14 protein-coding genes are annotated in these 12217 nt (G+C 58.0%); 8 read left to right on the top strand and 6 right to left on the bottom strand.

All coding sequences use genetic code 11. The features are described from left to right. Positions 1–43 precede the first annotated feature (43 nt). Positions 44–1246: an acetate kinase gene (locus ACTG27_RS12780; RefSeq protein ID WP_005349210.1), complete on the bottom strand. Its 1203-nt coding sequence runs from the start codon at positions 1244–1246 to the stop codon at positions 44–46. A 304-nt stretch (positions 1247–1550) separates the two neighbouring features. On the opposite strand from ACTG27_RS12780, the gene yfbV reads away from it, so the two are divergent. Next, entirely contained in the window at positions 1551–1991 is a 441-nt protein-coding gene (gene yfbV, locus ACTG27_RS12775) for a terminus macrodomain insulation protein YfbV (protein WP_005339116.1), read from the top strand. A gap of 60 nt (positions 1992–2051) precedes the next feature. On the opposite strand, the gene ACTG27_RS12770 is transcribed toward yfbV, so the two are convergent. The 3 genes from ACTG27_RS12770 to ACTG27_RS12760 form a co-directional block, all read right to left on the bottom strand. Beyond that, positions 2052–2552 carry a YfbU family protein gene (locus ACTG27_RS12770; RefSeq protein ID WP_439979768.1) on the bottom strand — a complete coding sequence of 167 codons (501 nt, stop codon included), beginning with the start codon at positions 2550–2552 and terminating at the stop codon, positions 2052–2054. Positions 2553–2715: 163 nt separating this feature from the next. Further along, positions 2716–3180 (bottom strand): thioredoxin-dependent thiol peroxidase, encoded by a 465-nt coding sequence (bcp, locus tag ACTG27_RS12765; protein WP_005358255.1) that lies wholly within the window; start codon positions 3178–3180, stop codon positions 2716–2718. Positions 3181–3204: 24 nt separating this feature from the next. Beyond that, entirely contained in the window at positions 3205–3738 is a 534-nt protein-coding gene (locus ACTG27_RS12760; protein WP_005349229.1) for a glycine cleavage system protein R, read from the bottom strand. 205 nt (positions 3739–3943) lie between these two features. On the opposite strand from ACTG27_RS12760, the gene dapA reads away from it, so the two are divergent. The 3 genes from dapA to ACTG27_RS12745 all read left to right on the top strand — a co-directional run bounded on the left by dapA (position 3944) and on the right by ACTG27_RS12745 (position 7222). Then, positions 3944–4831, top strand: a complete 888-nt coding sequence (dapA, locus tag ACTG27_RS12755; protein ID WP_439979767.1) for a 4-hydroxy-tetrahydrodipicolinate synthase — start codon at positions 3944–3946, stop codon at positions 4829–4831. Next, positions 4824–5951: an outer membrane protein assembly factor BamC gene (bamC, locus tag ACTG27_RS12750; protein ID WP_335832842.1), complete on the top strand. Its 1128-nt coding sequence runs from the start codon at positions 4824–4826 to the stop codon at positions 5949–5951. Before dapA ends, bamC begins: the two co-directional genes overlap by 8 nt. Positions 5952–6118: 167 nt before the next feature. Further along, positions 6119–7222 (top strand): phosphoribosylaminoimidazolesuccinocarboxamide synthase, encoded by a 1104-nt coding sequence (locus ACTG27_RS12745; protein WP_162506306.1) that lies wholly within the window; start codon positions 6119–6121, stop codon positions 7220–7222. 127 nt (positions 7223–7349) lie between these two features. Here the strand turns inward: ACTG27_RS12745 and ACTG27_RS12740 are convergent, their stop codons facing one another. After that, a complete protein-coding gene (locus tag ACTG27_RS12740; RefSeq protein WP_021231956.1) occupies positions 7350–7952 on the bottom strand; it encodes a short chain dehydrogenase in 603 nt (200 codons plus the stop codon). A gap of 97 nt (positions 7953–8049) precedes the next feature. Between ACTG27_RS12740 and ACTG27_RS12735 the strand changes: the two genes are divergently transcribed. From ACTG27_RS12735 to ACTG27_RS12720, 4 genes are all read left to right on the top strand, one after another. After that, positions 8050–8949 carry a LysR family transcriptional regulator gene (locus ACTG27_RS12735; protein WP_439979766.1) on the top strand — a complete coding sequence of 300 codons (900 nt, stop codon included), beginning with the start codon at positions 8050–8052 and terminating at the stop codon, positions 8947–8949. Positions 8950–9020: 71 nt separating this feature from the next. After that, positions 9021–9662, top strand: a complete 642-nt coding sequence (locus ACTG27_RS12730; protein WP_439979765.1) for a DUF2057 domain-containing protein — start codon at positions 9021–9023, stop codon at positions 9660–9662. 73 nt (positions 9663–9735) lie between these two features. Then, positions 9736–10182, top strand: a complete 447-nt coding sequence (locus ACTG27_RS12725) for an HIT domain-containing protein (protein WP_005358267.1) — start codon at positions 9736–9738, stop codon at positions 10180–10182. Between the two features lie 89 nt (positions 10183–10271). Continuing rightward, complete coding sequence (locus ACTG27_RS12720) at positions 10272–10970, top strand: DUF3334 family protein (protein ID WP_005339098.1); 699 nt, start codon at positions 10272–10274, stop codon at positions 10968–10970. A 67-nt stretch (positions 10971–11037) separates the two neighbouring features. On the opposite strand, the gene ACTG27_RS12715 is transcribed toward ACTG27_RS12720, so the two are convergent. Next, positions 11038–12024 carry a DUF2860 family protein gene (locus ACTG27_RS12715; protein ID WP_106842250.1) on the bottom strand — a complete coding sequence of 329 codons (987 nt, stop codon included), beginning with the start codon at positions 12022–12024 and terminating at the stop codon, positions 11038–11040. Between the last annotated feature and the right edge of the window lie 193 nt (positions 12025–12217).

The following is a 12217-nucleotide window of genomic DNA, read 5'->3' as shown; positions in this document are numbered from 1 at the left end:
GGAAAAGGCCGCCCTGGTGGGCGGCCTCGAGTTACTGCGTCAATTAAGCGCCGACCAGTTCCAGCGCGTCGTGGGCGATAACCCACTCTTCGTTGGTCGGGATAACCAGGGCCTTGGTAGAACCAGCCTTGGTGATCTCGCCACCCTTGCCGAAACGAGCCTTCAGGTTGGCGTCGTGATCGACGTCAAAGCCCAGCAGACCCAGCTTGTTCAGGGTGATTTCACGGATCGGGGCGGAGTTTTCACCGATACCACCGGTGAAAACAACGGCGTCCAGACGACCGTCCATGGCGGCAGCGTAGGCGCCGATGTACTTGGCCAGGCGATAGCAGTAAACGTCCATAGCACGCTTGGCTTCTTCTTTGCTGTCGTAGTTGTCTTCAACAAAACGGCAGTCGGAGGTCACTTCGGTCAGACCCTGCAGGCCGGACTCTTTGGTCAGCATGGTGTTGATATCAGCAACGCTCATGCCCAGCTTGTCGTGCAGGAAGAAGATGATGGCCGGATCCAGATCACCGGAACGGGTACCCATCACCAGACCTTCCAGCGGAGTCAGGCCCATGGAGGTATCAACAGATTTGCCGTTCTTGATGGCGCAGACGGAACCGCCGTTGCCCAGGTGGCAGTTGATGATGTTCAGCTCTTCAACCGGCTTGTTCAGCTGCTTGGCAGCCTCCAGGCTGATGTAGTAGTGGCTGGTGCCGTGAGCGCCGTAGCGACGGATGCCGTTCTCTTTGTAGAGTTTGTACGGCAGGGCGTACAGGAAGGCTTCTTCCGGCATGGTCTGGTGGAACGCGGTATCGAATACGGCCACGTTCTTGTCAGCCAGCGCCGGGAATACTCGGCGAGCTTCACGGATACCGATCAGGTGAGCCGGGTTGTGCAGGGGTGCGTACGGAACAGCAGCTTCAATGCCGGCGATCACGTCTTCGCAGATGACAACGGAAGAGGTGAAGCGCTCGCCACCGTGAACAACACGGTGACCGATGGCGATCAGGTTCTTGGACAGTTCCGGATTGAGCGGCAGGATCTTGTTGACGATGAAGTCCAGCGCTTCCTGGTGAGCGGCACCCGCGCCCAGATCGGCACTGCCTTTCTCGCCATTCAGTTTCCACTTGATGCGGGCATCGTCGAGGTTGAAGCACTCGGCCAGGCCGGACAGCAGGTCATCACCGGTGGTTGCGTCAATGACGGCAAACTTCAGGGAAGAGCTGCCACAGTTAAGAACAAGAACCAGCTTACTCATGAATAAATCCTATCGCAGATTGGGTTGTGTAGGCGGATGCGTTGGACGCGGTGCGGCCAAAAACTTTCAACTTATCCTTATGAGGGTTGGCAATCTGTTGCTTGCCCCTTGTATAGTGATACAAGACCCGAAATCCAGACGTCCCTGACAGGTCAATAGCAAGAAGCTTTTGACGCAAAAATGGGCGTACAAAGGATAACCCGATTGTTGAAAAATAACAAAGTCATCCTCAACCTTTGTTACTTTGCATCAAATTTTGTCGAGGTTTTGCCGTTGGTACGTTCAAAAAGCGCTCGGAGGTAGTATGAGCATGAACATTTTTGGAACTAAGTTACAGCAAGGCCGCCATTATATGACGCTTTGGCCGCGCCGTCCCGAGCTCAATTCGATGTTTCCTGAAAATCGGGTGATCAAGGCGACCGAGTTCGCCCTCAAGGTGATCCCCGCGCTGGCGGTGCTGAGCGTGATGCTGCAGTTCCAGTTTGGCGAGCTGCACTACTGGCCCTCTGTCATCACCTCGGTGCTGTTTCTGCTCAGCTTGCCGCTGCAAGGCTACTACTGGCTCGGCCAGCGTGCCGACACCCGTTTACCTCCGTCGCTAGCGAGCTGGTATCGGGAGATCAACGGCAAGATGAACGAGCAGGGTGGCCGTCGTCAGCTGGTGTCACAACCGCGCTATGAAGAGCTGGCCGATACCCTCAAGGCCGCCTTCCAGCAGCTCGATAAATCCTTTCTCTACGAATAACCCGTTTCAGATGCAAAAAGGCGCCAGTGGCGCCTTTTTTGTTGCGGTCGGCGTGAGGGATCAGGCCGCCAGCACCTTGCGGATCTCCTGGATGGAGAGCTTGTACTGACGAGGGCACTGACGCCACACCTGCAGCATCCGCTGGTACTTGTCGCGCATGGCGATGTCGCTGGAGAGCTCGTCGCACGGGCACTTGAGCTCGGGGAAGCGCTTGTCCACCTCCAGCAGGAAGCAGACGTAGTCAGCCAGCTCACGCTCCTGGCTGCGGCTGTAGCCGTTGAACTCCAGACGGCTGGCGTTGATCTCGCCCTGATCGGCTGCATCCAGATTGCCCCATGAGATGGCCAGTGCGTGGTGCAGCTCCAGGGTGTCGATCACCTCTTGGCAGGTCGCCAGATCCAGATGGCCGAAGCTCTTCTCCAACTCGAGGATCTGCAGGCAGTAGCCGCGCTCGATGATGGTGCTGGCGCGCTGGTAGAGGTCCGCTTTCTCCGGATTGAGTTTCGCCAGAATTTCGTACTGGTTGCTCAGGATCAAACGCTCAGTGTTGCTCATGTTCATGGGATATCTCGCTGGAAGATGATTCTGGGGTCACGTTAACCCATATATAAAATGAATTTTTTGATCTGGGCGGGGGAGTTGGTGAGAAAAATCCGCTGGCAAGGGGCTACTGACCAGACAAAAAAGGCCTGCATGGCAGGCCTTTCAATGACGCAGGGGAGGGTTATCCCTTGAGGAAATCCAGTACCACCTGATGGTGATCGCTGGTTTTGAACTTGTCGAAGTGGTGGGCAATCTTGCCCTCTTCGTCGATCAGGAAGCTCTGACGGTGAATGCCGTCATACTCTTTGCCCATGAACTTCTTCGGGCCCCAGACGCCAAAGGCATCGGCGACGGCGTGGTCCTCATCGGCCAGCAGAGTGAAGTTGAGCTGGTCCCGCTCTTCGAACTTTTTCAGCCGTTTGGCCGGGTCCGGGCTGATGCCAAGTACCACCACATTGAGGGCGGCCAGCTCGGCGTTCACATCGCGCAGGCTGCAGGCCTGGGTGGTGCAGCCGGGGGTCATCGCCTTGGGGTAGAAATAGACCAGCACCTTCTTGCCGCGCAGGCCAGCGAGGCTGACCTGATTGCCATTCTGGTCGGGCAGGGAGAAATCGGGGGCGGGGCTGCCAGCTTGTAGTGGTTGCATGGGGTCTCCTCGGGTAAAACGCCCTCAGGCGTGTTTGCGATTGACGATAAACTCGAACGATTCGGCACCCAGTTGACGACAGAATTCGGCGAAGGCGGTTTGCGAACCTTCCACTTCACCCTCTCTGGCCAGATTGAGCTGAAAACTGATCTTCAGCAGGTTGAACGGCTGCTGCTCCAGGGTCATGGATTGCATCGCCTGAATGTTCCAGCCATGTTCGCTGAAGAACTGGGTGCACTGGCTTACGATGCCGGGCTCGTCGCGGATCAACAGGTCGGCACTGGCGCGGACGTCATACTGCAGGGACTGGTGGCGTTCGGTGCGTTTCATCATGGTGATGAGATCCCACTCCTGGCTACGCAGGGGCAGGCTGATTTCGAGTTGCATCATGCTGTTCCAGTCGCCCGAGAGCAGCATGATAAAGGTAAATTCATTGCCGAAGATGCCAAGGCGGCTGTCCACAATGTTGCAACCACAGCCACTGACGTGGCGGGTCACTTCATTGACGATGCCAGGCCTGTCCGTGCCGATGGCCGTTACGACCAGGTAGTGAGTCATAAATCTTCTCTCGTCCGTTATTTCGTTGCGAAAGCCGCGCTGGCAAGTCAACCCTCCGGCCCTGATGACCACTCCCTGAGGGACGCTGCCGACTTTCGTCCATTACTTTTTGTTCCGGATGGTATCACGGCTTGCCCCCTCTCTCCCTTGTTTTTCAAAGGGGTCAGCTTTACCATTACGCCCCTGAAAATCGGGAGAAAAGTCCATGTTACGCGGTAGTATTGTTGCGCTCATTACCCCCATGCTGGCTTCAGGTGAAGTCGATTGGGCCAGTCTGGCCAAGCTGGTTGATTATCATGTCAGCGCCGGGACCAGCGCCATTGTTGCGGTGGGGACCACAGGGGAATCGGTGACCCTGAGCGAGCAGGAGCATATCGCCGTCGTTGAAAAGACCGTTGAGTATGCCGCCGGACGCATTCCCGTCATCGCCGGTTGCGGCTCCAACAATACTGCCCATGCCATTGAATTGGCAAAGCGACTGGCCAAAACCGGCGTGGTGGCGGGTCTCTCGGTGACTCCTTACTACAACAAGCCCACTCAGGAAGGTCTCTATCGCCACTATTGTGCGATCGCCGAGGCTAGTGGTCTGCCCCAAATTCTTTATAATGTGCCCGGTCGCACCTGTTGCGATCTCAAACCGGAGACCGTGGCCCGTCTGGCCAAGGTTCCCGGCATTATCGGTTTGAAAGAGGCAACCGGCGATTTGAGCCGCACCCCGCTGCTGCGCGAGCTGTGTGGGCCGGAGTTTGCCCTTTACAGTGGCGACGATGCCACTGGTTGTGATTTTATGCTGCAAGGTGGCGATGGCGTGATTTCGGTCACCACCAATATTGCGGCGGCCCAGATGGCCGACATGTGTCGTGCTGCGCTGGCCGGTGATGCCGGGCAGGCGCATGACATCAACAATCTCTTGATGCCGTTGCACAAGACTCTGTTCTGCGAACCGAGCCCCACCCCGGTGAAATGGGCCTGTGCCCAACTGGGGTTGATTGCAACAGCCACCTTGCGCCTGCCGCTGGTTGACCTCACCCCCGAGGGCGAACAGCTGATGGCGCGAGCACTGACCACAGCGGAGTTGATGGCGAGTGTTTAAATCTAATGGAAAGGGAAATAGAGCCCGTCTGGTGCTGAGCGTTGCGACTGTGGCCGTCTTGGCCGGTTGCAGCACCCCCCAGGATCGCAAAATGGCCAACCGCGACTTCGGTTATGAAGATGCCCGCCTCGAGGGCCGCGCGTTCTTGATCCCCGCAGGATTGAGCGCCCCCACCTTCAACAGCCAGTACGATATTCCGCCGCTTCCTGAGAGCAGCCGTGAAGGTGCCCTCGGCGCCCAGGTCGATGTGCGCCCACCCGCCCAACTGCTGACCGTGGTACCGGGCAGTCAGGTCGTGCAGAGCGCAACCGAACCGACCGTTGCCTTCTATGCCCTGAGCACCAGCCAGAGCGTGGAGCGCGATACCTGGTCGTTCCTGATGAACTTCCTGGCCAAATACAAGGTCACCACCGAGAAGCTGGATCAGCAGGATGGCGTATTGCAGACCGGCTGGTTTGACAACACCGTCGCCCTCGATGGCTGGGGTGAAGATGACGAGGATTTCACAATCCGTCAGCGTTACCAGTTCACCGTGCGCAACGACGCCCAGCGCCACGCCGTCAACATGTCGGTCCGGGTGCTGGATCACGAAGAGACCATCGACGGCGAGACCAGCAACAAGCTGACCCCTGCCGATGCCCAGCGCTATGCCGCGCGAGTGCTGAACCAGTTCTCGCTCTATTACGACAGCCAGCTGAAAGCCCGCGAGCAGCACAAGTCCAACGATGGCATGGGTCTGCAACTGGGTCTGGACAACAACGAGCTGAGCGCCTGGATTGCCGAAGGCTCCTTTGACCAGGTGTGGCGTCGCCTCAACCAGGTACTGCCTGCTTACGGTTTCGCCATCAAGGATACCCAGCAGTCACTGGGCTGGATCGACGTCGAGTACGAAGAGCCGGGTGCCGAGTTCTGGAAGGCGAAAGGGAGCGAGCCGTTTAAACTGGAGGAGGAGAAATACCGCTTCCAGCTTGGCGAAATGGCGGGAGGCAAGACCTCCATCACCCTGTTCGACAAGGACAAGAAGCCGGTATCGTCCGGGGTTATCTCCCAGATGTATATCAGCCTGTCCGAGGCGTTCGCCAAGGGGCTGGCCGATCAGGCAGCAGCAAAAGCAGAATAAATACAGGGGCCTTGTGCCCCTGTTTTGTTATCAAAATCCCCCTGAAAACGCGGGGATTCCGAGTGGTTTTCGATGATGCGAGCCCCCTTGCCAGCCCGTTGCAAACAGAGCGCGCAGGTGAGGAACTCGCGATGTTTACCCCCCACAAACAGGAAGTGTTATTAGCCATGAGTCTTGCAGATCAAGTATTGGCGGTGAATGACGATTTGCCGATCCGTACCGATAAACCTGTCCATTCCGGCAAAGTGCGCAGCGTCTACTGGTTGACCCCCGAAGACAGTGCCCGGCTCATAAAAGAGAAAGGCTATGATGTGCCGGCCGATGCGCCCCTCGCCCTCATGGTGATCAGCGATCGCATCTCGGCCTTCGATTGCATCTGGCAAGGTGTGGATGGCCTGAACGGCGTACCGGGCAAAGGGGCGGCGCTCAATGCCATCTCCAGCCACTGGTTCAAGCTGTTCAAGGAGAAGGGACTGGCCGACAGCCACATTCTGGATATTCCGCACCCCTTCGTCTGGATCGTGCAAAAAGCCCGTCCGGTGATGATCGAGGCGATTGCCCGCCAGTACATCACCGGCTCCATGTGGCGTGCCTACAAGGATGGCGAGCGCGAGTTCTGCGGCATCACCCTGCCGGAAGGGCTCAAAAAGGATCAGAAGCTGCCGGAGATCCTCATCACTCCGTCCACCAAGGGCGTGCTGAAAGGGCTGGATGGCGTGCCGGAAGCCGATGACGTCAACGTCTCCCGTGCCGATATCGAGCGCCATTATAAGGGCTTCAACTTCAGCAAACCGGCCGACATCGACCGCTACGAAGTGCTGCTCAAAGAGGGCTTCAACGTCATCAGCGACGCGCTGGCCGGGCTGGATCAGATCTTCGTCGATACCAAGTTCGAGTTTGGTTACGTCCACGATGCGGCGGGCAATGAAAAGCTCATCTACATGGACGAAGTGGGCACCCCCGACAGCTCCCGTATCTGGGATGGCGCGGCCCTGCGCGACGGTCAGATTGTCGAGAAGTCTAAAGAGGGTTTCCGTCAGTGGCTGCTCAACCACTTCCCGGATCCGGACATCCTGCTCAACAAGAACCGCATGCCGGAACGTTTTGCCCTTGCCCGCGACAACAAGCTGCCGACCGAAGTGATGATGGATATCTCCAACACCTACGTCGGGATCGCCGAGAAGATCATCGGCCACAAGCTGGCGCGTTCTGCCAATCCCAAGCAGGAGATCATCGAGGTGCTGCGCGAGCAGTACGGTCTGATCGACTAAGGGTTGCTCTCTTTTTTGTCGCCAACAAACAAACGTTTGCTGGCAGCAAAGGAGATAGGCAGAGAAACAGACGGGCCCCATTGCGGGGTCCGTTTTTATTACTGGTCTGGCGGCAAGCGAGCGGCGATCAGCCGTTGACCCTGAACACCTGACCGGTCTGGATGCCCAACACCGACTTCTTGTAAGCCTGCGCCACCTTGGCGGCTGGCACCGGCACGAACCCCGGGAAGAAGTCGGCGTATTTGTCCATCGACTCCGCCAGCACGGTGGGGCTCACCACGTTGATGCGAAGGCCCCTTGGCAGCTCGCAGGCGGCCGCTTTCACAAAGTGATCGATGGCGCCGTTGACTGTGCTGGCGCTCACGCCCCAGTTGATCGGCTCCTCGCTCAGAATACCGCTGATCAAAGTGATGGAACCCTTGTCAGTCAGATAGGGAATGGCGGCTCGGGTCAGGTTGATCTGGCCCATCAGCTTGCTCTCCAGTCCCACCTGCCACTGCTCGTCGGTCATCTCGGTCAGGCCGTTGAAGGCCACGCTGCCGCTGGCGACAACCAGTGCATCAAACTGGCCCACTTGGGCAAACAGCGCCTTGATGGAGGCGGGATCGCGCATGTCGACCGTGGCATCGCCACGGCTGTGGCCGACCCGGATCACCTGATGATCTTTGGCAAGCAGTTCACTGACCGCGGAGCCGACGGTGCCGGAGGCACCCACAATCACAATTTTCATCTGCATCACTCCTGGTTGGGATGTGTTGATTCTAGCGCAACAGAAAATGCGAAAAAGCGCGTAAAATAAACCCATTGTTTCCATATTGGAGCTAATTATGGATATCGCCCATCTGGCCAGCTTTTATGAGGTGGTGCTGCGCGGCAGTTTCTCGACTGCTGCCGATACGCTGGGGGTCAGCAAGGGGATGCTGAGCCGCCACGTCAGCGCGCTGGAGTCCTCCCTCAATGCGCAACTGTTGCAGCGCACCACCCGCCGCCTCAGTCTGACCGAGGCGGGCAAGACCCTCTACCAGCAGGCGGGGGAGATCTTCGCGCTGGTTCGGCAGGCGGAGCAGGATATTCAGGCGCTGACCGAAGAGGATAGCGGAAGACTGCGTTTTACCTGCCCGGTCAGTACCGGCGATCGCATGGTGAGTGAGCTGCTGACCAGTTTTGCCGCGCTCTGCCCGGGGGTGGAGGTGGAGCTCAATTTCACCAACCAGATGGTCGACATGAGCCAGGGGGAGAACGACATCGCCCTGCGCGCCATGAACGAGGTGCCGGACAATCTGGTCGCACTTCCTATTGGCCGACTTAAGGATGTAGTGGTGGCCAGCCCCGCACTTGTAGCGAGAGAGGGGCGTCCAGCCACTCCCTATGAGCTGAGCGGGCGCAGCTGCCTGTTGCAGGGGCACAATCCGGCCTGGGAGCAGTGGCACTTTATCCGTGAGGGGGAAGAGGCCCACATTCTGGTGCAGGGCAAGGTGCGGGCCAACCACTACAGCACAGTGCTACAGCTGGCGCGCGCCGGTATGGGCTATGCCAAGTGCCCGCTGATGCTGGTGGAATCGCAGCTGACGGCAGGAGAGCTGGTGACCGTGCTCGACGAGTGGCAGAGCGGGCTGCATCAGCTTCATGTGCTGCATGCCCAGCAGCGGCGGGTGCCGCGCAAGATCAGGCTGTTCAAGCAGGTGCTGGCCCAGTGGTTTGCCGAGCGACCCCACTACCTTCTCTGAGCGGCGTTATTTTTCTGTCATCTTCGGCTGCTACCCTGCGCCCATCATCGGCATCAGGAAGATCAGCGGGAATGAAGAACAATAGAGGGTTGACCGGTTTTGTACTGCTCTGTGCAGTCTTGGGGGCCGGCAGTGTACAGGCCATGGTGGACGTGAAGGTGCCGGAGAATTTCCGCATCCTCGCGGTGAGCAACGGCACCTTGCAGGATGAGCAGCATGCCACCCTGGCGGATGGCGAGCAGCAACTACTGGTGCGCTTCGAGGGGGTGATCCCCAGTCGCAGCAGCAGCGAGAATGATCGGCAGGTACGCTCAGAGCCGCAGGTGGTGCGCTATCAGGGCAGCAATCAGCATTTGCAGTTGACGGCCAGCGTACCGGGGGACGAGCGGGGGATGCAAGCCTATGCCAAGGCTCCTGTGGTGACGTTGCAGGAGAATGGCCGCGCGCTTGCCATCCAGCAGGACGCGCTGGTGACAAGCGGCATGCTGCTAGGGGTGGATTGGAACGGCAAACTGGCTGAATACAACCGTAGTGGTGGCAAGGCGGCGCTGACGGCCGTCGCCGTTGCTACGCAGCCAACGGCCACGGCCGCTGGTGGGGCGCAACCCGTTGTGGCAGCCAGCGAGCTGGAAGGGCAGTTGCAGCAGCTGTTCCTCAAGGCAGATCCGGCTCTGCGCAAGCGCTTTATCGGTTGGGCCGTGCCACAGCTTTAAGTTTTCTGCCCGTTGCAGTAACGTGGACACTCCTTTTTCAGGCGCTCTGTTCATCGTACTCAACGAGGTTTTCATGTTTGAATTGCATTCACGCCTGCAGGCAGATACCCGGTGGCTCGGGGATCTGCCCCTCTGCCGTGTCTTGCTGGCCAAAGACAGCCAGTATCCCTGGCTTATCCTGGTACCGCGAGTAGCCAACCTGCGGGAAATTCACCATCTGGCGCCGGAGCAGCAGCAACAGCTGATGCAGGAGTCCTGCGCCGTCGCCGCCCTGATGGAGCAGGCCCTCAGCCCGGACAAGATCAACATCGGAGCGCTGGGCAATCTGGTGCCGCAACTCCACCTTCACCATGTCGCCCGCTTTGCGACGGATCGCGCCTGGCCAGGCCCCATCTGGGGCGCTCATCCGGTCGTGCCTTATGAGCCACAAGTTTTGGCCCAGCAGGCCGATATATGGCGTGCCCGGCTCGCCAAGCTGAGCGGTTTCACCCCTGTAGCTGCTGATAACGGAGTCAACTGAGAGGCGTATCGCTATTTCAGTCTCCGGGCCGCGCCATCTGTTAGAGTTATGGTATAGATAAGCCCATTTTCGATGTTCAGGAAGGTCCCATGATAGTGACAAGATCCGATGACGATGCCGTATTGACCACAGAGGATGTGCTGCTCAGCCTGTGCAACTCGGTGACGGACGTTTTGAGTGCCGCGACCATGAGTCAGGTGCGGTTTTCCGGCATGGTGCAGCGGATCAGCAAGACCTGCCTCAAGCCGGATATCGGCTGCTTCGTGCTGTTCGATGGCGGTTTTTCCGGTCTGGTGGTGATCAACTTCTCCGCCGCCGCCGCCATGGAGCTGTACGAGAGCTACATGCTGAGCATGGGACTCTCCAAGGAGGATCTCGCCATCTCCCACACCTCTGATGAGGTGAGCAACGTGATGGGCGAGCTGATGAACCAGATCGTCGGCAGCTTCACCGTCAAGGTGGGTCGGGATCTGCAGACCCACATCACCCAGAACCAGCCGAAGATGCTGGCCCTCAACAAGCAGGTGATGCTGAGTGTCGATACCAATCTCGACAGCCCGGAGTCCCGCCGCGTCACCTTCTTCACCGCTCGCAACAACATCTTCTATCTGGAGCTGGCGATGGACAAAACCGAGTTCATCCGCATCCACAATGAGGGGATGGAGCACGAGGAGCTGGATCCCGATGCGCTGATCGCACAGGCTAAGCAGGATGCCGCCAAGCCGGCTCAGGCTGCTGCCCCGGTAGCCAACGATCACGACGATTTGCTCGACTCCCTGGGTATTTGAGTCAATCGCCGGATAGCAACAAGGCCACCTTCGGGTGGCCTTGTTGTATCGGTGCGAACAACCGTTGTTAGAAGTTGTAGAGCAGGCCGGTGTTGAACATCACCGATTCAGAATCGTAGAAGTTGATGTCGGAATCGGACTTGGCGTAGCCAGCGGTAAAGGTCGCCGAGAGCGGCGCAATACCGAACAGGCGGTGCCAGAAGAAGGTACCGGTCAGGGCAAACTCGTCGGAGTCGGCGTTTTGGCCAAAGATGGGGTTGGCCTCATCATATTTGGTCTGGCCCAGATAGGCGTTGCTGACGAAAGACCACTGGGAAGCGCGCATGCCGTAAGTCAACTGCAGGCCGTTGCTCTTGTAGCTTTGGGCGCTGCCATCCAGATCAGCTTGGCGGTAGATAAAGGCTGGCTCCAGCATCTGACCGGGTGCCAGCTGCCATTTGTAGGAGAGGTCGAGGGCGTGGATCTTGCCGTTGCGATCCAGCTTGGCGGCAGTATCGGCGCCGTACTGACTGCCGCTGCGCTCCTCATCCACCTCGATGTTGCGGGTGGTCAGGCTGCCATTGAAGTTGCTACCCCAGATGCTGTCCCAGGCGAAGCGAACCCCTTTTGACTTGATATCGGTCGACTGGCGATCAACGCCTACGGCGAAGGGATCGCTCCACTGCTCGGTCGGCATGGCATTAAAGACCACGGAGCCAGCTACAATGCCCTTGTCGCTCATCTCCTGACGGATACCGAGCTGCTGGGTGAAGTCGAAACGGATGGCATCCTGGATCAGGTTACCAAGGAAGACCTGGGTGCGGGTATCGGCAAAGGTATAGCGGATATCGGCGTTGAGCAGCGGCGCAACGGCGGAGCTGCTATCGGCACTGCCCAGTCCGCTCAGGCGGCGGTTTTCATCATCACCGCTATAAAAATTTGATTCGTAATTGATGACACTGACCCCGCCAAGCAGGAAACCGGACCAGCCAGACTCCTTGGGAATTTCACCCAAATCAGCATAAGCACTATTTGCGACCAGCAGGCCCAGGCCCAGCAAGGTGGTGTTGCGCATCGGATAACTCCTAAATTAAATGGTGGTGAATTTTTTCGGCCGGTGAGTATAAAGAAAAAACCTTAATGGCAACTGACTCAATATTGTCAATTATCCTAACCCACTCATTTCATTCGGCGAATCGTTAATTAATTGTGCGAGATTAAGAAGAGTTCACTCGGTTGTGCTGGTATTCTGTACCGCGAATATCGGG

It is taken from the genome of Aeromonas sp. 97A (assembly GCF_051919185.1).
Classification (GTDB): domain Bacteria; phylum Pseudomonadota; class Gammaproteobacteria; order Enterobacterales; family Aeromonadaceae; genus Aeromonas; species Aeromonas veronii.
This window is presented reverse-complemented; position numbering and strand designations above follow the sequence as displayed.

Excerpts from the sequence above, each read along its gene's own strand:
- yfbV (WP_005339116.1), top strand. The coding sequence starts at position 1,551 with ATGAGCATGAACATTTTTGGAACTAAGTTACAGCAAGGCCGCCATTAT.
- ACTG27_RS12715 (WP_106842250.1), bottom strand. The coding sequence starts at position 12,024 with ATGCGCAACACCACCTTGCTGGGCCTGGGCCTGCTGGTCGCAAATAGT.
- ACTG27_RS12780 (WP_005349210.1), bottom strand. The coding sequence starts at position 1,246 with ATGAGTAAGCTGGTTCTTGTTCTTAACTGTGGCAGCTCTTCCCTGAAG.
- bcp (WP_005358255.1), bottom strand. The coding sequence starts at position 3,180 with ATGCAACCACTACAAGCTGGCAGCCCCGCCCCCGATTTCTCCCTGCCC.
- ACTG27_RS12745 (WP_162506306.1), top strand. The coding sequence starts at position 6,119 with ATGAGTCTTGCAGATCAAGTATTGGCGGTGAATGACGATTTGCCGATC.
- ACTG27_RS12760 (WP_005349229.1), bottom strand. The coding sequence starts at position 3,738 with ATGACTCACTACCTGGTCGTAACGGCCATCGGCACGGACAGGCCTGGC.
- ACTG27_RS12740 (WP_021231956.1), bottom strand. The coding sequence starts at position 7,952 with ATGAAAATTGTGATTGTGGGTGCCTCCGGCACCGTCGGCTCCGCGGTC.
- ACTG27_RS12725 (WP_005358267.1), top strand. The coding sequence starts at position 9,736 with ATGTTTGAATTGCATTCACGCCTGCAGGCAGATACCCGGTGGCTCGGG.
- ACTG27_RS12720 (WP_005339098.1), top strand. The coding sequence starts at position 10,272 with ATGATAGTGACAAGATCCGATGACGATGCCGTATTGACCACAGAGGAT.
- ACTG27_RS12770 (WP_439979768.1), bottom strand. The coding sequence starts at position 2,552 with ATGAACATGAGCAACACTGAGCGTTTGATCCTGAGCAACCAGTACGAA.
- dapA (WP_439979767.1), top strand. The coding sequence starts at position 3,944 with ATGTTACGCGGTAGTATTGTTGCGCTCATTACCCCCATGCTGGCTTCA.
- ACTG27_RS12735 (WP_439979766.1), top strand. The coding sequence starts at position 8,050 with ATGGATATCGCCCATCTGGCCAGCTTTTATGAGGTGGTGCTGCGCGGC.
- ACTG27_RS12730 (WP_439979765.1), top strand. The coding sequence starts at position 9,021 with ATGAAGAACAATAGAGGGTTGACCGGTTTTGTACTGCTCTGTGCAGTC.